18 protein-coding genes are annotated in these 19,332 nt (G+C 69.1%); 3 read left to right on the forward strand and 15 right to left on the reverse strand.

Going from position 1 to position 19,332, the window contains the following annotated elements:
- Window positions 1-15: 15 nt before the first annotated feature.
- The 15 genes from RC1_RS01590 to RC1_RS01660 form a co-directional block, all read right to left on the reverse strand.
- A complete protein-coding gene (locus RC1_RS01590; RefSeq protein WP_012565579.1) occupies window positions 16-630 on the reverse strand; it encodes a HEAT repeat domain-containing protein in 615 nt (204 codons plus the stop codon).
- Between the two features lies 1 nt (window position 631).
- Window positions 632-1,687, reverse strand: a complete 1,056-nt coding sequence (gene cheB, locus RC1_RS01595) for a chemotaxis-specific protein-glutamate methyltransferase CheB (RefSeq protein WP_012565580.1) — start codon at window positions 1,685-1,687, stop codon at window positions 632-634.
- A 25-nt stretch (window positions 1,688-1,712) separates the two neighbouring features.
- The gene (locus RC1_RS01600) at window positions 1,713-3,248 is read right to left on the reverse strand and encodes a chemotaxis protein CheW (protein ID WP_012565581.1); all 1,536 of its coding nucleotides are present in this window, start codon (window positions 3,246-3,248) and stop codon (window positions 1,713-1,715) included.
- A 28-nt stretch (window positions 3,249-3,276) separates the two neighbouring features.
- Window positions 3,277-5,205 carry a methyl-accepting chemotaxis protein gene (locus RC1_RS01605; protein ID WP_012565582.1) on the reverse strand — a complete coding sequence of 643 codons (1,929 nt, stop codon included), beginning with the start codon at window positions 5,203-5,205 and terminating at the stop codon, window positions 3,277-3,279.
- A gap of 89 nt (window positions 5,206-5,294) precedes the next feature.
- Window positions 5,295-6,725 carry a PAS domain-containing protein gene (locus tag RC1_RS01610; protein ID WP_148213354.1) on the reverse strand — a complete coding sequence of 477 codons (1,431 nt, stop codon included), beginning with the start codon at window positions 6,723-6,725 and terminating at the stop codon, window positions 5,295-5,297.
- A 47-nt stretch (window positions 6,726-6,772) separates the two neighbouring features.
- Window positions 6,773-7,879 (reverse strand): ATP-binding protein, encoded by a 1,107-nt coding sequence (locus tag RC1_RS01615; protein ID WP_049766623.1) that lies wholly within the window; start codon window positions 7,877-7,879, stop codon window positions 6,773-6,775.
- Entirely contained in the window at window positions 7,879-8,298 is a 420-nt protein-coding gene (locus tag RC1_RS01620; RefSeq protein ID WP_202795560.1) for an anti-sigma regulatory factor, read from the reverse strand. The genes RC1_RS01615 and RC1_RS01620 overlap by 1 nt, the downstream gene beginning before the upstream one ends.
- Window positions 8,295-8,660 carry an STAS domain-containing protein gene (locus tag RC1_RS01625; protein WP_012565584.1) on the reverse strand — a complete coding sequence of 122 codons (366 nt, stop codon included), beginning with the start codon at window positions 8,658-8,660 and terminating at the stop codon, window positions 8,295-8,297. Before RC1_RS01625 ends, RC1_RS01620 begins: the two co-directional genes overlap by 4 nt.
- Window positions 8,661-8,663: 3 nt before the next feature.
- Entirely contained in the window at window positions 8,664-9,491 is an 828-nt protein-coding gene (locus RC1_RS01630) for an STAS domain-containing protein (protein ID WP_012565585.1), read from the reverse strand.
- Between the two features lie 32 nt (window positions 9,492-9,523).
- Window positions 9,524-9,901, reverse strand: coding sequence for a response regulator (locus RC1_RS01635; RefSeq protein ID WP_012565586.1), 378 nt, complete (start codon window positions 9,899-9,901; stop codon window positions 9,524-9,526).
- Window positions 9,879-11,339: an ATP-binding protein gene (locus RC1_RS01640; RefSeq protein WP_041785076.1), complete on the reverse strand. Its 1,461-nt coding sequence runs from the start codon at window positions 11,337-11,339 to the stop codon at window positions 9,879-9,881. The genes RC1_RS01635 and RC1_RS01640 overlap by 23 nt, the downstream gene beginning before the upstream one ends.
- A 37-nt stretch (window positions 11,340-11,376) precedes the next feature.
- Window positions 11,377-11,748: a hypothetical protein gene (locus RC1_RS01645; protein WP_012565588.1), complete on the reverse strand. Its 372-nt coding sequence runs from the start codon at window positions 11,746-11,748 to the stop codon at window positions 11,377-11,379.
- 9 nt (window positions 11,749-11,757) lie between these two features.
- Window positions 11,758-12,126 (reverse strand): response regulator, encoded by a 369-nt coding sequence (locus RC1_RS01650; protein WP_012565589.1) that lies wholly within the window; start codon window positions 12,124-12,126, stop codon window positions 11,758-11,760.
- Complete coding sequence (locus RC1_RS01655; protein WP_012565590.1) at window positions 12,117-13,427, reverse strand: methyl-accepting chemotaxis protein; 1,311 nt, start codon at window positions 13,425-13,427, stop codon at window positions 12,117-12,119. Before RC1_RS01655 ends, RC1_RS01650 begins: the two co-directional genes overlap by 10 nt.
- A gap of 65 nt (window positions 13,428-13,492) precedes the next feature.
- On the reverse strand, window positions 13,493-14,122 hold the full coding sequence (locus tag RC1_RS01660) for a response regulator transcription factor (protein WP_012565591.1): 630 nt from the start codon (window positions 14,120-14,122) through the stop codon (window positions 13,493-13,495).
- A gap of 862 nt (window positions 14,123-14,984) precedes the next feature.
- Between RC1_RS01660 and RC1_RS01665 the strand changes: the two genes are divergently transcribed.
- The 3 genes from RC1_RS01665 (at window position 14,985) to RC1_RS01675 (ending at window position 19,242) form a co-directional block, all read left to right on the forward strand.
- Window positions 14,985-15,998, forward strand: coding sequence for a glycosyltransferase family 2 protein (locus RC1_RS01665; protein WP_012565592.1), 1,014 nt, complete (start codon window positions 14,985-14,987; stop codon window positions 15,996-15,998).
- Window positions 15,999-16,156: 158 nt separating this feature from the next.
- Entirely contained in the window at window positions 16,157-17,884 is a 1,728-nt protein-coding gene (locus RC1_RS01670) for a type I secretion system permease/ATPase (RefSeq protein ID WP_012565593.1), read from the forward strand.
- Complete coding sequence (locus RC1_RS01675) at window positions 17,881-19,242, forward strand: HlyD family type I secretion periplasmic adaptor subunit (protein ID WP_012565594.1); 1,362 nt, start codon at window positions 17,881-17,883, stop codon at window positions 19,240-19,242. The genes RC1_RS01670 and RC1_RS01675 overlap by 4 nt, the downstream gene beginning before the upstream one ends.
- The last annotated feature ends 90 nt before the right edge of the window (window positions 19,243-19,332 follow it).

Raw genomic sequence — 19,332 nt, forward strand, 5'->3', positions numbered from 1 at the left:
ATGCGCGCGCCCTCCTCACTCGGTCGGCAGCAGGGCCAGGGCGGCATCCACCGTGAAGCGCACATAGGGCTTGCCGGGATGCCGGGCCGCGAAGTCGTGCAGCACCGCCGCCGTGGCCGCCGTGCCGATCTCCGACAGCACGTCGATGAAGGCACAGGCGACGTTGATCTCCTCCTCCCCCGGCAGCAGGGCCTCCAGGGTCGCCGCCGCGGTGCGGCCGAGCGGACCGCGGGCGATCTCCGCCGCCATGATGCGGACCTGGGGATCATGGTCGCGGATCAGCGCCTCGAAGAAGGGCAGTGCCTCGTCCCCCGCATCGCGCAGCGCCTCGGCCGCGGCGAAGCGGCGGGTGGCGTCCTCCGAGCGCAGCAGCGGCGCCAGCGCCGCCGCCGCATCCTCCCCGCCGATCTCGACGAGGGCGAGGATCATGCCTTCAGCCACGCTGGGATCTTCCTCGACTGCCAGTGCGGCGGCGATCAGCGCGACAGCGTCGGCACAGGCATGGGCGGCGTGGGCCGCGGCCCGACGCCGGGCCGGGTCGCCCCCGGCCAGCGCCGCGATGACCGACGCCCGGTCGGGAAAGGCGGGTGCTGCGGCACCGGCCGGGGTGTTGCCTTTGACGAGAGGCATGTCAGCGTACCCATCTTTCGAGTTGATCGGCGACGCTCTGGACGGGAAGGACCATGTCCGCGCCGCCGCGCCGGATCAGGTCCTGCGGCATGCCCCAGACCACGGCGGTCTCTTCCGCCTCCGCGATGGTGCGGCCGCCCTTCTGGCGCAGGGCCGCCATCGCCTCCGCCCCGTCGTTGCCCATGCCGGTCATCAGCACCCCGATCAGGCGCGACGGCTCCATGTGCTCCATGGCGCTGAAGACCATGCGGTCCACGCTGGGATGCCAGAGGTGGCGGGAGGAGGCCGGCGTGGGCAGCGCGATCAGCCCGGTGGGACGGGTCGCAATGAGCATGTCGGCATCACCCTTGGCGATGTAGGCACAGCCGGGCTGCAACGGCGTCGGTCCCGTCACCTCCACCACCCGGACGCGGCTGGCCGCATCCAGGCGGCGGGCCAGAACGCCCGTGAAGTTCGCCGGCATGTGCTGGCAGACCAGGACCGGCCAGCGGAAATCCTCCCGCAGCGGGGGCAGGACACAGTCCAGCGCCCCCGGCCCGCCGGTGGAGACGCCGATCAGGACCAGCCCGGCCACGGTCCCGCCCGCGGGTGCCGGCATCCGCTTCGGGGCCGGGGCCGCCTCCTCGGCGGCGCGGCCGCGCCGGGCCATGAGCCGGGTGCGCATCCGCACCTTCGCCGCCGCCCGGACCTTGGCGACCAGGTCCGCCTCGATCCGGTCGATGCTGAGCGAGACGGTGCCGTCGGGCTTCGGGATGAAGTCCACGGCCCCCAGCTCCAGCGCCTCCAGCGTCGCCATGGCGCCCTTGGTGGTGAGGGAGGAGACCATCACCACCGGCCGCGGGCTTTCCGTCATGATGTGGCTGAGGCAGGTCAGCCCGTCCATCTCCGGCATGTTGATGTCGAGCGTCACCACGTCGGGCTGCTGGTCGCGCACGGCGGCCAGGGCCTCGGCCCCGTTGCGGGCGAAGCTGACCTGGAAGTCGGGCAGTTCCTGGAAGATCCGGCCCAGATGGCGTCGCATCAGGGCCGAATCATCGACGACGAGGAGCTTGATCATGGCGGCTTCCGGTGCAGGCGGTCCGTCAGTGGACCGCTTCGACGACGGCCGTCATCTCGGCGGCGTCGAGCAGGTTCCCGACATCCAGCAGCAGGATCATCCGCTTGCTGGATTCCAGGTTGGCCACCCGGCCGATCAGGCGGGCCTGCTCGTCCGAGAGAGACGGGGTGGGCCGGATCGTGCCGCGGGCGATCTTCAGCACCTCCAGCACGCTGTCCACGATGAAGCCGGTGCGCACGCCGTTGATGGTGAACACCATGATCCGCTGGCGGTCGTTGCGCTCCAGCTCCGGCAGGTCGAAGCGGCGGCGCTGGTCGATCACCGGCAGCACCGAGCCGCGCAGATTGACCACGCCTTCGATGAAGGCGGCGGTCTTGGGCACCCGCGTCAGCACCTCCGGCACCCGGACGATCTCGTTCACGCTCTCGATCGGGGCGCCGTACTCCTCGTTGCCCAGACGGAAGACGACGAACTGCTCCTCCTCGTCCGCCACCGCGGCCGCACGGCCGCCCTCCGTGGCCTCGGCCATGCTCTCCTCCCTCCCGCTGGCGACAGCGACCGCGGAGCGGACCGCGTCGTGCCGGAACAACTGATCGGCCGACAGGATCGAAACCAGACGCCGGCCCCCGTTCAGACGGCAGATCGACCGGATCTCCCCCTGCCCGTCGCCCAGCATGCCCGGCAGCGGATCGACCGTGTCCTTGCGCACCCGCAGGACCTCGCGCACCGTGTCCATGACGATGCCGACCGAATTGGCCTCGTCCAGCGGGACGACGACGATCTTGCTGCGTTCGTCGATCTCCCGGTCGGGCAGGTTGAACATGGCGCGCAGGCTGACCAGCGGCAGCAGCCGGTTGCGCAGGGTCATGACGCCCAGGACATGCGCGTCGGTGCAGGGGATCCGGCTGACATTGTCCGGCACCTGCACGATCTCCTGCACGCTCTCGATGCCCAGCGCGTACTCCTGCCCGGCGACCTCGAAGCTGACCAGTTGCAGCTCGTCCGAGAGGCGCTCCTCCTCCGTCCCGCGGCTGCCGGCCGAGCCGGCGGCCACGCGGGAGGTTCCCTTGCGCCGGCCCTTCGGCTTCTCCGTGGACAGCAGGCGCGCCGGGTCCAGGATCATGATCATGGCGTGCCCTTCGACACCCTTGATCATGCCGCGCAGCAGGTCGGTGTCGATGGTGGCGCCGATCGCCTCGGCCGGTTCGATCCGGTCGGCATCGACGGTGACCACTGCCGCCATCCGGTCCACGACGAAGCCCACCGGCGCCCCCTGGTCGATGACGACGACACGGGTGGAATCGTCGTGCGGCACGTCGGGGAAGTGGAAGATGCGGCGCAGGCTGGTGACCGACAGCACCGTGCCACGGAGATTGGCGAGACCCTGCAGACTGGGCGGGCTCTTCGGGACGCCGACGATCTCCGGCATCCGGATGATCTCCTGCACCTCGGCCAGCGGTACGGCGAACATCTCGTTCTGCACGTAGAAGGTCACGTACTGCCGCGCATCGCCGGTTCCGGCGTCGCCACCGGGATCGGCGGCGGCGTTGGTCATGTTCATGGCTCAGCCCTCACGTTGTCGGGCCCGGTCAGTCGGCCGAGTTCTGCAGCTCATCCGCCAGACTGGCGATCTCCTCCACGGCGGCCGCCAGCTCCTCGGCGCCGCGGGCCTGCTGCTTCGCTGCGGCGGACGCCTCGGCGGCGGCGCGCGACGCTTCCTCGGCGGCAGCGGCGATCTGCTGCACGCCCTGCTTGGCGTCCTCCAGCGCGGCGAGGATGCCGTCGGCGCCCTTCAGGATCACGTCGTTGCCCTCCACCACGATGGCCATGTCGCGGGTGGCGCTGGCGATGTTGACGGTGATGGCCTTGTTCTTCTCCACCTCCGAGGCGGAGGCCTGGGCGATGAACTCCAGGTCGCGGCGGACGGCCACGATCTGGTCCTGGGTCGCCTTGACCACGTCCTTGATGCGCTCGGCGTTCTCGGCGCTGTCTCGGGCGAGGTTGCGGATGTCGGTGGAGACCACGGCGAAGCCCTTGCCGAACTCGCCGGCGCGCGCCGCCTCGATGGAGCCGTTGACGGCCAGCATGTTGGTCTGGATGGCGACGGTGGAGATGGCGTCCACGATCTTGTCGATGCGCCGGCTGACCAGCTCCAGCGCGGTGATCTGCTCGTTGCTCCGGCGCGTCTCGTCCAGCGCCTGGACGACGCCCTTGATCAGCCCCTCGACCGAGGCGCGGCTGCTGTCCAGCAGCTCGGCCATGCCGCGGGCGCGTTCCAGCGCCTGGCCGGCATTGCCCTGGGAGAGGCGGGCGCCGCGCTCGATCTGGTTGATCGCGGCGGAGGACTGCGCCGTCGCCGCCGATGCCTGCTGCGAACCGCGGCTGATCTGTTCGATGGCGGCCATGATCTGGGTGGCGGCGCCGGAGATCTCCTGCACGGCGGCGGACAGCTCCTCGGCGGCGGAGGCCACCTCCTCGGCGCTCTTGGTGATGTCGGTGGAGTTGCGCAGCTCCTCCGCGATGGTCTGCAGCTCGCCCGACGCGGTCTGCGACTGGTTGAGGGCGGCCGTCTGCTGATCGACCGTGCGCAGAGCCTCGTCGCAGGCCGACGACTGTTCCTCGGCGGCGGCGGCGACGCTCTCGGACCCCTTCTGCGCCTCCCGCGCCGCCCGTTCCGATTCCACGGCGGCGCTGGCGATGTCCGCGGCGCCCTTGACCAGCCCGGTCATGTCCTGCCGGATCTGGTCGAGCTGGACGCCGACCGTGCGGCCCTTCTCCATCTCGGAGCGGGCGGCATCGGCGCCGCGGTTGATGCCGTCGGCGATGACCTTCACCTCGGACTGGATCTGGCCGACCAGGTCCTGGATCTCGCGCGCCGACTTCTCGGAGGTTTCGGCCAGCGTCCGCACCTCGTCGGCGACGACAGCAAAGCCCTTGCCGTGCTGGCCGGCGCGCGCCGCCTCGATGGCGGCGTTCAGGGCCAGCAGGTTGGTCTGGTCGGCGATGCGGGCGACGGCCTTGACGATCTCGCCGATGTTGGCGGCCTGCTGCTCCAGCTCGATGATCATGGTGACAGAGGTCATCTGCCGCTCGGCATTGACACCGATGCTGCCGACCGAAGCAGTGATCTGGGCGCCGACCTCGGCCAGCAGGACCTGGAGCTGCTCGGACTTCTGGCGGCTGGCATCGGCCCGCCCGCGGGCTTCAAGGATGGCAGCGTTGATCCCGGTGATGGCGGTCAGGGACTGCTGTGCCGCACCGGCGGCCTGCTGCGCGCCAGCGGCGATCTGCTCCATGGACTTGCGGAGCTGTTCGGAAGCCGAGGCGGATTCGGAGATGCCGCTGGCCATCTGCGTGGTCGCCGACGCCACCCGTTCCGCCACCTTCTGCTGGCGGGCGAAGGTACGGGCCCGCTTGCGCTGGGCATCGGCGGCGGTGGAGGTGGCGCGCGTGCCGACCGGCGCGGCAGCGCTGGACGCCGACGCACGACCGACATCCATCTTCTTGACCAACGACATCTGGGGGGCTCCGTCTGAAATCCGCCTCCTCGGGGGGCGGCCGGCACGGTGGCACCGATGGACGGGCTCCGGAATCGGGGTGAACCCTATTAGGGAAAACCCTTACCGGCAGGGACGGCCGCGGCGGCGAGAGCCCCGGCGACAGCCGAAGACAGGTCGTCCGGCGAGAACGGCAGGCGCAGTACCGGCGCTTCTTCCGGCAGCAGGACGGCCGGCGCCGCGACGGCGGCGTCGCCCCCGGCGACCAGCACGATGGCAAGGTCGGGGAACAGGGGCCTGACCTCCCGGGCCAGCAGCGCCCCCGAAAGGCCGCCGGGCAGACGCGCGTCGCTCAGCAGCAGGTCGAAAGGCATCGCCTCCAGGCACTCCAGCGCCTGATAGCCGTCCGCCGCCGGGGTGACGGCATGACCACCGCCGGCCAGGGCATCGTCCAGGGTGCGGCAGAGGTCGGTGTCGGCCGCCACCCGCAGGATGCGCAACGGCGGCAGCGGCTCCGGGCGGACGGGCCACGGCGGGGGCGACGGCGGCATCAGGGAGGGCCCCCCCCCGGGCGGGCGGCCTGTGCCGCCGGCAACGGAGAGGAGACGCCCGGTCAGGGTGGCGCCGCGCCCGGCAGCCTCCCCGATCTCGCGCACGGCGTCGGCGAGGTCCGTGTCCGCGACATGATCGGACAGCAGCCCGGCATTGGCCTGGATGACCATGAGAAGATTGTTGAACTCATGGACGATGCGGCCGACCTGCCACTCGAAGCCCGGCGTCTCCGCCGCACCGTCGGACGGAGGGCCATCGTCGCCGCCCGGACCGGCCCCGGCATCCCTGATGAACAGGGTGCGGTAACGGACGGTGCCGCCGACCCAGCAGCCGGTGGCGATCTCGGCCTCGAACGGCCGCCCCCCGGCCGCCAGCGCCCGGGTCCGGACGAGGCCGCCGGTGGGAAGCTGCCCGGTCGTGTCCGGCAGCAGCAGAGAGAGCGGGCGGCCCAGCGTCTCCGCCAGGGAGCGGCCGAACCTGCGCTCCGCCGCCGGATTGATCCAGGCGATCCGCCCGGCCGCGTCCAGCGTGACGAAGCTGTCCTGCGCTGTCTCCAGGGCGGCATGGTAGCGGGCGCCGCGTTGCCGGCCGCGTCCCGGCCCGCCGCCGCGGGGCATGGCGGCCGACCCGTCGAAAAGCTGGACAAGGCAGCAGCCGGCCCCTTCCACCCGCAGCGGACGCACGATGGCGAGGCTGGCCGGCGGGCGCCCGTCCGCAGCGGAAGCGGCGGGGGCCGCTGACCCGGCGGCACCGGGATCGGGCGACAGCAGCACGGACAGCCCTGTCGCAAGCGCATCCGCCAGGGCACCGGCGAGGCGCCCGGGGCGCAGCTCCGGCAGCAGCGGCTCCAGCCGGATGCCCCGCACGCTCCGCGTGCCCGCACCGAAACGCCGCCGCACCCAGGCGTTGTCGCGCAGGATGCGGCCCTCGCCATCCACGATGACGACGCCCAGGTCCAGTCCTTCCAGATGCCGCAGCACCAGGGGCACGGTCCCGGCTTCCGGAATGCCGGGATCAGGGGGAAACGCGACCACGGTCAGGGGCCTCCCCCTTCCTGCCAGCCCTGCTGCCCGCGATCACCGTCCCGGACGGCACGGCGGTTGGCGAGAACGAGCACGCTCTGGTCGTCGATCCGACCGATGCCGTCGCGCAGCAGGATCGCCGCCGCCAGGACAGAATCGACATGCCGCAGCGGGCTGCCGGCGAACAGCGGCACCAGACCACTGCATCCGTCGCTGTGCAGGACGACATGATCCCCCGGTCCCCAGGGCAGGCTGGCCGTCGGCGGCGGCGCCGCATTGTAGCCGATCACCCCCCAGCGGCTGTTCAGGGCAGCGCTGCCGGTGCGGGTGACCAGGGCGGCCGTGATGTTCCCCACCGCGGCATAGTCCACCGCATCGGGACGCAGGCGCACGACGGTGGCCGCCGCCCCGCGGGTGCCGCGCAGGGCCGCGTGCAGGTCGGCCAGGGCCGCCTGCGGATCGCAGCCGGGGGGCAGGGCGGCGAAGACAGTCTCGGCGCGGCGCGCCACCACGCCCGCCGGCTCGCCATGGCCCAGCCCGTCCACCAGCAGCGCCAGCCCGTCCTGACGGACCATCCAGCCGTCGCCGCAGTCGTCGCAGCCGGCCATCGGCAGCATCACGGCACCGTGCTCGAAGGCCCCGGGATCGGCGGGCGGCGGGGGCTGTCCGCGGTCGCGCACCCGCGCCAGGACCACGGTCCCCTCCCCCGGACGCGACTGGATGGCGAAACGGTCGGCCAGCCGGCGCACGGCGCCGAGGCCGTAGCCCAGGCTGCGCCCCGGCCCGGGTTCCGGGTCGTGACGGTCGGCCAGGGCGCCGTCCAGGTCGGCGATGCCGGGGCCGCGGTCCAGCGACAGGCATTCGATGCCACACCCGCCAGCCGCCGCGCCGGGTCCCGATCCCGGCGACACCGGCGGAACCGTGCAGCGGAGCAGCAGGGTCCCGCCGCCGGCGTGGCGGATCAGGTTGCTGCCCAGCTCGGCGACGATCAGGTGCAGCCGCCCCGCCGCCTCTGCGTCCAGATCGCCGCGTGCCAGCAGCGCGGCGCAGACGCCCCGGGCCGCAGCGAGGTCGGCCGGTCCGTCGATGCGCACGCGGTGATGGCAGTGCAGGGGCAGCATCAGCGTTTCCAGAGGGTGAAGACCACCCGGGTGCCGGCCTCGGGGGTGGAGGTGATGGCGAATTCGTGGGCCAGCCGCTTGGTGCCGGGCAGCCCCAGCCCCATGCCGGCCCCGGTGCTGTAGCCGTCGCGCATGGCCCGTTCCAGGTCGGGGATCCCCGGTCCCCGGTCGTCGAACACCAGCCGCAGCCCGCTGCGGCCCAGACGCTCCAGCGGTTCCAGGGTGACGCTGCCGCCCTGGGCGTAGAGGACGATGTTGCGCGCCAGTTCGCTGGCCGCCGTCATCAGCTTGGTCTGGTCCACCAGCCCGAAGCCGACGCGGCGTCCCGCCTCCTCCACGGCGCGGCGGACGGCCGGCAGCGAGTCCTCACCGGCGATGGGCAGGATCAGGGGGGGCGGCGTGGCGCGGCCCTGGGTCACGATCGGCCGCCCGCTCGCTCCCGCAGACGGGCGAGGCCGTGCTCCAGCGACAGGGCGGTGGCGATCCCGCCCAGGGTCATGCCCAGCTCGATCAGGGTGATCGCCACCTCCGGCCGCATGCCGGTGAGCATCGGCTCCACCCCCATGAGACGCGCGGTCCGCGCCATCTGCTCCAGCACCCGCCCCATGAAGCTGTCGATCAGGCGCGCGTTGCTGACGTCGATCACGACGGCGCGGGCGCGATGTTCCACCAGCCGGCCGGCCACCTCCTCGACCAGGCGCTCGGCCATGCGGTCGTCGGTCACGCCGGGCAGGGTGACGACGAGAACGCCCTCGACGGTGAGGATATGCACGCCCTCCATGGATCAGGCTCCTGGAACGACCGTCAGGCGCATCCTGGTGAAACAGTGACGCAACCCTTCCGCCAGGGAGAAGCGCGTCTCGATGTTGGAAAGGTCGATGCCGAGCGCCACCATGACCTGGGCGATGGCCGGCCGGATGCCGGTGATGATGCACTCCGCCCCCATCAGGCGCGCCGCGCCGGCCGTCTTCGCCAGATGCTGCGCCGTCTGGGTGTCCACGGTGGGCACGCCGCTGATGTCCAGAATGGCGTAGCGCGAGCCGGTGCGGGCGATCTCGAACAGCAGCTTCTCCGTGATCGCCTGCGCCCGCACGGAATCCAGGGTCCCGATGATGGGCAGCGACAGCACGCCTTCCCAGAGCGGCACCACCGGCACGGACAGTTCCAGCAGCTCCTGGCTCTGACGGCGGATGATCTGCTCCCGCCGGGTGATCAGGGCATCCATGGAATGCAGGCCCATGGCATCCACCAGCAGATGGACGGATGTCATGGCCGGGGTGCCGTCACCGTAGCGTTCCTGGAGGACATGCTTGAGGCTGAAGACGAAGGTGGCCGTCTGCGAGGGGGAGACGCCCCGTTCCGCGAACTCGATCGACAGCGCCGACAGCAGCTCCCGCAGATCCTCCGACAGGACGACCGGCTGCCGCCCCAGCGCCTCGACCATGCCGTCGTAGAGTCCGGCGGAGAATTCCCGCAGCAGGCGCGCCTCGATCCCGTGTGTCTGGATCTCGCGCGACAGGTACGAGGCCCAGCCGTCCAGCACGGACAGGCGGTCGCGGCGGAGGCTCTCCGGCGTCGGACCGGCATCGGCAGCGGGGGCGGTGTCTTGCATCGGGGCTCTCCTTGTCGGTCGGAGCGGGCGGATCAGGCCGGCAGCAGGTGGCTGACGGCCTGGATCAGCTCGGCCCGCTGGAAAGGCTTGTAGAGAACCTGATCGGCGCCGAAGTCCGTCCCCTCGCGGCGCAGATCCTCCGCCGTGAAACTGCCGTTCGGCGCCCCGCCGGTGATGGCAAGGAAGCGCGTGCCCGGCGCCAGCCGGCGGCCCTCGCTGATGACGGCGGTGCCGGGCTGGCCGGGCATCCAGATGTCGGTGACCACCAGATCGATCCCCCCCTGCCGCAGCCGGCCCAGCCCTTCTTCGGCATTCGCCGCACCGACGACGGTATGCCCGCAGCCTTCGAGAACGATGCGCAAGGAGAGCATGACGGAGGGAACATCTTCAACGACGAGAATCGTGGCCATCTTCGAGTTTTCCTTGCACGGCGGGCAGCAGCACGATGGCGGTCGTGCCGCGGTCGGGCGTGCTCTCCAGAATGATCTCTCCCCCCATCTCCTTGACCAGACCGAAGGCGACGGACAGGCCGAGCCCGGTCCCCTGCCCCACGGGCTTGGTGGTGAAGAAGGGCTCGAAGGCGCGCTCCAGCAGCGCGCCGTCCATGCCGCAGCCGGTGTCGGCCACCGCGATGCGGACCTGTCCGCCGGCACCCCTGGGGGCCGGCCCGACGGAGAGCGTGACGTCGATCGTCCCCTCGCCGCCCATGGCTGCCGCCGCGTTGTTGGCGAGGTTCAGCAGGACCTGAATGAAGGCGGTGCGGTCGGCATGGATGTCGGCGGTGCCTCCGCCATCGTCGAAGCGGATCAGGATGCCGGGGCCGACGGCCTTGCGCACCAGCACCAGGGCATCGCGCAGCAGGGCGGCGGCGTCCACCACCTCCGTCTCGCGGCCGCCGGGGCGGGAGAAGGCCAGCAGGTCCCCGATGATCCGCCGCGCCGACAGCGCACAGTCCAGGATGGTGTGCAGGCAGGCCGTGTCGGCAGTGCTCCGCTGACGGCGCATCAGCTCTTCGGTCAGCAGCGTGACCGGCTGCAGCAGGTTGTTGATCTCATGCGCCACGCCGCCCATCATCCGCCCCAGCGCCTCGACGCGCTGACGCTGGCGGTCGATCTCCTCGCGGCGGGCTTCGTCGGTCACGTCCGACTGCAGCCCGATATAGGCCGACAGGGTTCCCGTCTCGTCGTGGATGGGCGCCAGGACCAGGTGGTTGAGGAAGGTCGAGCCGTCCTTGCGGTAGTTCAGCAGGCGGACATCGGCGCGGCTTCCCGTCCGGATCGCCTCGTGCAGGACCCCGACCGCGGCGTCATCCGTGCCCGGACCGTGCAGGAAGCGGCAGTTGCGCCCCATCACCTCGGCCCGGTCATAGCCGGTCAGGGTCTGGAAGATGCGGTTGACGTAGATCAGCGGCGTGTCCGGCCGTCGGGCGTCTGCCACGGCGATGCTGATGGGACAGGCATCGATGACGGCCAGCAGCATCTCCCGCTCCCGCATGGCATCGTTCAGCAGCGCCTCGAAGTGGCGCAGGTCTGTGACGTCGTGCAGGGTGCCGAAGACGTGCGACGGCCGGCCTTCCCCCTGACCGCCGCAACAGATGTCGAAATGGACGAAACCGATCCGGCCGTCGCCATGGGCGATGCGGAACTCGCCGGCCCGGGAGGACTCGCCCCCCGGCAGAAAGATGTCCAGAAAGGCGGCCCTGTCCTCCGCCACCACGGCATCGGCAAGCACCCGGAGACCGGACTCCTCCAGCCCGCGGACACCGAACCGGGTGCCGACCCAGCGCAGCTCGCCGGCAAGATCATCCGGCCCCCGCCCCGGATCGGGCAGAAAATCGAAGAAGGCCATGCGCGCACTTCTGAACGCACGGTCCATCAGGGGGGCGCTAGCCGGCATCGCCCGTCTCCGACGGCGCCATCAGGGTCTGCCGGTGAACACGGTGCTGCGCCTCGGAGATGTAGAGGGCGGCGAGACCCTCGACATCGATGTCGTCGGGCAGCAGCGCCAGGGCCTGCGCCACCACCTCCATCATCTGCCGGATCAGATCGTGCTCCTGCGCCTGGGAGAAGAGGATGTCGTCGACCAGGTTCCGCAGCCGTCCCGCATCCTCCTTGCCCTCGCCAGTGACGACGGCGCCGTCCAGACGGTCGAGTGTGGCGATCAGCTCACCGCTGGATTTCTCGAAGCGGGCCTGCACCTCGGCGAGCTGGGCGGCCAGCACGCGGCAGACCCGGACGCAGTCCTTGTGCGTCTGCATCGAGCGGCCTCACGCGGGCAGGAGTTGCCGGATCGTGGCGATCAGGTCGTCGGGCTGGGTCGGCTTGGTCAGCCAGCCCGAGGCACCGGCGGAGCGGGCCTCGCTCTGCTTGGTCGCCACCGATTCCGTGGTCAGCACGACAATGGGCGTGAACCGGGTGGGCGCGTGCTTGCGCGCCTCCTTGATGAAGGTGATGCCGTCCATCTCCGGCATGTTGATGTCGGTCAGGATCAGGTTGGGCTTCATGCCCCCCTTCAGCCGCTTCAGCCCGTCCTGCCCGTTGGTCGCGGTTTCGACGGAGTAGCCGTACTTGGCCAGGATGCGGGAGAGGCTCATCACCATGGTGGGCGAGTCATCGATGACGAAGATCAGCGACATTCGGTAACATCCTTCTGATGGGGCGCGACCTGCACAGGCGCCGCGGCCAAGGGGCCGGCGTCGGGGTCGGCCTGTGCCGGAATCATGCCGGCGCCGACGGTGCGGAGCTGGTCGCGCAGGTTGATCATCAGGCCATCGACCTGGTTGGCGGTGTCGAGGACCAGATCGGAGAGCATGCCGCTGTTGGCGGCGATCTGGGCGGCCTCGCGGATTTCCCGCGACAGGCCGAAGACGGATTCACGCATCTGGCCGAGGCTGCCCGACACTTCCGTCGCCAGCGTCTCCTGGTCGTGCAGGGCGGTGGCGATGCGGCCGCTGGCGGTGTCGGTCATGGCGATCGTATCGACCAGGACGCGCAGGGCCGCGACGGTGGACTGGGTCGTCTCCCGCATCGAGGCGATACGGGCGGAAATGGTGTCGGTGGCGACCGCCGTCTGGTGCGCGAGCTGCTTGATCTCGGAAGCGACGACGGCGAAGCCGCGCCCCGCGTCGCCGGCACGCACCGCCTCGATCGTGGCGTTCAGGGCCAGCATGCGGGTCTGGCGGGCGATGTCGTTGATCAGCCCGATGGTTTCGGCGACGTCCTCGGCCAGGGCGGCCATGGTGTCCACCCGCTCGCTGGTGGCTGCCGCCCGGCTGGTCGCCGTCTTGACGACATCCAGCGTGCTCTCGACCTCCTTGCCGATGACGCCGATGGCGGCGAACAGCCCTTCGCCCACGGTGCTCAGACGCTCGATGCAGGTCTCGGTGTCGCTGGCCCCGGTCATGGAGCGCCGGAACTGCTCGTTCGCCTGCTGGGCGGCGGTGGACATCTCTTCCGCCATCTCCCGCATCTGCAGGTTCTCCTTGACCACGGCGGTGACCGAGGTCTCGACCTGCTCCATGATGACGGAGCCGAACAGGCCCATGGCCGTCTGCAGGTCGTTGCTGGTGCCCCCGGCGGGACCGGGCTCGAACCGTGCCGCGGGCACCGGCCCCCCTGTCGGCCCCAGGACCGGAACCAGGGGCCGGCCGGGGAGGGACAGGTCGGGCAGGGACGGGGCGGAAGACGAAGGCGGCTGTATCCTGGCCGACGGAGCAGGGACCGCACCGTCCGGACGGCGGGCGCGCAAGGCCGGGACCAGCGCCGCGACACAGAGCAGGGCAGAGACGATGCCGAGCGCCCGCACGACGGACGGATGCCCGGCCGCCAGCACCACGGCAAGCGACGCCACGGCAGCAGCGGCGACGAGAACAGACAGGACAGGGCCGGCGGAAGCGAAGCGCCGCCCCGCCGTGCCGTGTCGTTCCATAGGCGTCATCAGAAGGCTCCAAAGACCGGGGCAACGGTGCCAAGGACCGTCCGCGGCGTAAATCAGGGTAAACCCTACAGGGCTGCGCAGGGGCCGGCCGTGTCCCAGAGGCGGGTCAGATCCACCAGAGAGAGGGCGCCGGTCTTCTCCATGATGCGGGCGCGGTGCGCCTCGACCGTCTTGATGCTGATGCCCAGCACGTCGCCGATGGCCCGGTTGGTCCGGCCCTCGATCACCTGGCCCAGCACCTCGACCTCCCGTTCCGACAGCGCGGCGAGCTTCTCCGCGGCGGCACGGCGGCGCGCCGTCTCGGACGCGCGCAGACGCGCGATGGCAAGGCAGGCCCGGACCTTGCCGACCAGTTCCGCCTTCTCGAACGGCTTGGTGAGGAAATCGGTGGCCCCCGCCTTCATCGCCTCCACCGCCACCTCGACGCTGGCATAGCCGGTGATGACGAGGACGGGGTTGCGCTGGCCGCGGGCCCGGAGAGTGAGCAGCAGATCAATGCCGGTCATGTCATGGAGCTGCACATCGGCGATCACGCAGTCGCGCTCCCCGACCCCGGCCGCGAGGAACGGCCCACCATCCTCATAGGTCCGGCAGGTGTACCCGTCGGCTTCGAGAAGCGTCCGCAGCGCCTTCAGGACCGTGGGCTCGTCGTCCACGATGTGGACGACCACACCGGCAGCGCCATCATACGGCATCGCTCACACCCAGGTCGTTGGGACGCTGAAGGCATCCGGGAAAAGGCGGCGTCCGGCCGCGTGCGCCACACGGACCGGACGGGCAGGATTCCCCACCGGAGACGGCCAGCCCGGGCCGGTGGTCGGCAAGGGACAGACATCGCCCTGCTGACAATATCCGGGTGGGGAAGCCGGTTGGGTATCTAGACCGAGGAATAGGATTGGTCCCGAAGACAGCGGCCCATCAAGAAGAACCGCTCCGGGTTCGTCTTCCTGCGCCCGAAAGCCGCGCCTTTTTTACTGACATCTCGAAGCATGCTAATTTCATTCCACGGCATGGGGTTGATCCTGACTCCCGTTCAGCCGGCCGCGCCATATCCGGTTGAACGGTCCTGACGGGAAGTCCCGATGCGGGCGAAGACAGTTCCGTTCCGGTGAGTGGCCCTTCGGAGGATGCCCCCCGCGCTCATGCCGGCCAGACCGGCCCCGGCTGCCATGGATCCGGACCGGAATCGTCCTGGGCTGTATCGCGGTGCCCTTTCGCGGACACGATGGCTGCACAGGACCGGAGCGTCTCCGCCGTCGGCGCGGGCGCTGGTCGGGTTCGTCCACGGCATCACGCAAGGGGCTGTGAAGGAATGCGGAGCTGGGAAAGCTGCCGGAACGTGCCGCTCTGTCGGGACGGGAGCATCGGAACCGGGGCCGTCCCTACGCTCTCCGGGGCATTGCAGCGGAGTGTTCCTTTGCCGGAGCGGCGCGATATCATGGCGACAGGCCCGGCTTCCTGAGGTCATCCTTCATGCCCACCGCGTTCATGTCCGCCGCCCGGACAGCGCCAGTTCCCGAAAAACCCGCTCCCGGCAGAGCGGGAAAGTAACACCGCATGACGCATTCCTCCTCCCGTGCCGTGCGGCCGGATGACGGTTCCATGCTGCCTGGGAGCCGCACGGCCCCCACGATCGATGTCATCATCGTCAATTTCCGTTCAGAGGCCCTGATCCGGGCGTGTGTCGGATCGCTTCGCCGGTATCCGCCGGCAACCTGCGCGGTGGGGCGGATCCTTGTCGTGGACAACTCTTCCGACATGTCGGAAGCCAGCCTGGACGAGAAGGTCGAAATCCTGCGTCCGGGGCGGAATCTCGGCTTCGGAGCCGCCTGCAATCTCGCAGCGCAACGCTCGGCTGCCGACCTGCTGCTTTTCCTGAACCCGGATGCGGAAATCCTGGAGGGAACGCTCGACAGGGCGCTGGCCGCCCTGGGAGAGCCCATCCCAGGAGACACCGGCAGCGGCCCGTTCCCCGTCGGGATTGTCGGTGTACAGCTTGTCGACGGCTGCGGCAGGGTCCAGCGCACCTGCTCTCGCTTTCCCCGGCCCGTCACACTTCTGGGGCAGGCTCTTGGCCTGCATCTCCTCGCGCCCGGCCGGTTCGGTCCTTTCATGACCGACTGGGATCATTCGGAGACACGGGCCGTCGATCAGGTGATGGGAGCGGTGATGCTCATGCGTCGCTCCACTTTCCTTGACCTCGACGGCTTCGACCCCCGGTTCTTCCTTTACTACGAAGATCTGGATCTCTGTCTCCGGGTCAAGGCAGCAGGACAGCAAGTTCTCTACATCGCCGATGCGCAGGCCCGTCATATCGGCCAAGGCAGCAGCCGGACGGCGGTGGCCTTGCGCCTGCATCAGTTCCTGCGCAGCCGGGTCCTCTATACGCGAAAACATTTTGGAGTCATTCCAGCGCTCGCCCTTGCCATCGCCAGTGCAACCGTGGAACCTGTGCTGCGACTGGCTCAGGCAGCCGCACGCCGCGAAAGCCCCGGCCCGGTGGTGCTTGGTTTCCTTGGATTCTGGCGTGATCTGCCGACGCTCTTCCGGAGCCGGGACACCGCGCCCTGATGAGAAGAGGCAAGGCGGGTCGGTGGCCTGGAGCGGCCCCGGCGTGGGCCTTGTCATTGCACAAACCCGTGGTTCAACCGGACACTCAGCCGTGATATGCAACGGGAGTTCGGGGCGCTCCGCTGGCGCGTTGGCGGCGGCGAAAAGGAAGACATGGAATGAGGACTAAGCCTAAAACCGAGCTGACCCTCGCCTTGAAGGCTTGTGGTGGCGGTTTCGCCATGGCCGGCGTGTTCAGTTTCTTCATCAACATGCTGATGCTGGTGTCGCCGCTCTATATGCTCCAGGTCTATGACCGCGTCCTGGGCTCGCGCAGCGAAGCCACGCTGCTCATGCTGACGATTGTCATCATCGGGCTTCTCGGTGTCATGGGAGCCTTGGAGCTTCTCCGTTCCCGTGTCCTGGTCCGGATCAGCAACAGGATCGACACCCGTCTCGCCGAGCGTCTTTTCGAAATTGTCTATGAGCGCGCGCTGCGCATGCCACAGGCCAGCCGCAGCCAGCCGCTCTCGGACCTGCTTACGCTGCGCCAGTTTCTTACGGGACAGGGGCTTTTTGCTTTTTTCGATGCCCCGTGGGCGCCCCTCTACATGCTCGTCGTATTCCTGCTGCATCCTTTGCTGGGGATCATCGCGGTATGCGGCGCCGTGATCCTGGTCGCCCTTGCCGTCGCCACGGAGATGCTGACCCGCAAACCCCTCGCCCAGGCCAACCAGGAACAGATGCTGGGCGGCCAGTTCGCCGAGACGAACCTGCGGAACGCCGAGGTGCTGGAGGCCATGGGCATGCTGCCGGGCATCCGGCGCCGCTGGTATGACCGGCACCGCAAGATGCTGACCTTGCAGGCGGTTGCGAGCGACAGGGCCGGCGCCATCTCATCCATCACGAAGTTCGTGCGCATATCGCTGCAGAGCCTGATCCTGGGCGCCGGCGCATGGCTCGCCATCCGTCACGAGATCACGCCCGGTGTGATGATCGCGGCGTCGATCATCGTCGGGCGGGCTCTCGCCCCTGTCGAGCAGGCGATCGGCACATGGAAGCTGCTGCTGCAGGCCCGCAGCTCCTACGAGCGCCTGACCGAGATGTTCCAGAAGGTTCCGCCGCGTCCGCAGCCCATGCCGCTGCCCGCCCCGACCGGCGCCCTGGCGGTCGAGGGGCTGGTCGCCGTCCCGCCTGGCAGCACGGTTCCTGCCCTGCGGGGGATCAGCTTCCAGGTGGAGGCAGGAGAAGCCGTCGGGATCATCGGGCCGAGCGCGGCAGGAAAATCCACGCTTGTGCGCATGCTCGTCGGCGTCTGGCCTGCCTATGCAGGGAAGATCCGTCTTGATGGCGCCGACATCGGTCAATGGGACCGGACCCAGCTTGGCCCCCACATCGGCTATCTCCCGCAGGATGTCGAGCTGTTTTCAGGGACCATCGCGGAGAACATCGCCCGTTTCGGTGAGGTCGATGCCGACAAGGTCGTCACGGCGGCCCGGATGGCGGGCGTGCATGACCTGATCGTCCGCTTGCCGCAAGGATACGATACGCAGATCGGCGAGGGAGGCAGCGTCCTGTCCGGCGGTCAGAGACAGCGCGTCGCCCTGGCCCGTGCCTTGTATGGAGATCCGGTTCTGGTGATCCTGGATGAACCGAACTCCAATCTGGACGATGAAGGTGAAGCTGCACTTGTCAGGGCCATGGCGCAACTCCGTGACCGTGGTGCGACAGTGCTCATCGTGGCGCACCGCCCGAGTGTTCTTGGCGGCGTTGACAAGATCCTTGTCCTTCGGGATGGAGCGGTACAGATGTTCGGCCCGAGGGCAGATGTCATGGCGCGTTTTGCACGCCCCGCCACCGCGGTCCAGACCGAGAATGTGACCCAGTTGAAGTCGGGAGTCGCATGATGACGATGATCGACCTCGTTCCGACCCAACGGGCGGCAACCACCATCGACAACCGGCTCCCGGAAGCGCCGGTTCCGACCAGCTTCAAAGGGGTTGCGATCAGCGGCCTTCTCCTGCTCGGCATTACCTTCGGCGGTGTCGGAACATGGGCCGCGGTAGCGCCGCTGAGCAGTGCGGCCATCGCCACCGGCGTGTTGACCGTTGCCTCCAACAACAAGATGATTCAGCATCTTGAGGGGGGAATCGTCAAAGAGATCAGGGTCAAGGAAGGCGACATGGTCGCTGCCGGCGCCACCCTCGTGGTGCTGGACCCGACCCGGGCGGAAGCGCAGGTGGACATCGTGCGCGGCCAGCTTGACGCGACCCTGGCTCTGGAGGCGCGCCTCCTGGCGGAGCGCTCAGGCGCCGATGCCGTGCGCTTTCCGGACAGCCTGGTGAAGAACACCTCGGATCCGGACGTTGCCGCCATCATCGACAGCCAGAAGAAGCTGTTCGAGGCCCGCAGGCTTTCCCTGGAAGGGCAGGTCACCATCCTGCGCAAACGTATCGTTCAGGCGCGGGAACAGATCGGCGGCCTTGAAGCGCAGCGTGACAGCAACGACAGGCAGATCACCCTGATCGAGGATGAACTGAAAGGTCTGCGCGAGCTTTACGAGAAGGGCTATGCACCCCGCACCCGCATTCTTGCACTGGAGCGCGAAGCCTCCAGGCTTCTGGGCGAGCGCGGCCAGTACGGGGGGGAGGTTTCCCGCGTCCAGCAGGTGATCGGCGAAACCGAACTGCAGATCATCCAGGTCCGCAAGAACTTCCAGGAAGAAGTAGCCAAGCAGCTCCAGGAAACGCAGAATCAGATATTCGATCTGCGGGAGCGGCTCAGGGCGGCAGAGGATGTTCTGGCCCGCACGGTCATCACCTCACCGGAGGCCGGCAAGGTGACAGGTCTGAAGGTCCACACCGTGGGGGGCGTCGTCCCGCCCGGGGATGTCATGCTTCAGATCGTTCCCGACAATGACGACCTGATCATCGAGGCCCAGCTTCAGGTGACGGATGTGGACAATGTCCATGTCGGTCAGCAGGCGGATGTCCATCTTACCGCCTTCAGCCAGAGGATCACTCCTGTCGTCACCGGCACCGTGGAGAATGTCTCGGGCGATCGTTTCCAGGATCAGAGGACGGGGCTTCCCTATTACACCGTCCGTATCGTCGTGTCAGAGGAAGAGAGAGTAAAACTGGGCGATCTGCAGTTGCTCCCTGGCATGCCGGCGGACGCCTACATCAAGACCGGGGAGAAGACTCCGCTCCGTTACCTGTTCGACCCGCTGATACAGGTCATAAACCGGTCCTTCCGGGAGAACTGATCGACAGGAGGGGCGGACGTGACACAGCCGGGACAATTCCGGCCCGCCCCTTCCTATCTGCTTGCGGAACGGGCAGGAGATACTTACACA

The organism is Rhodospirillum centenum SW, from assembly GCF_000016185.1.
Classification (GTDB): domain Bacteria; phylum Pseudomonadota; class Alphaproteobacteria; order Azospirillales; family Azospirillaceae; genus Rhodocista; species Rhodocista centena.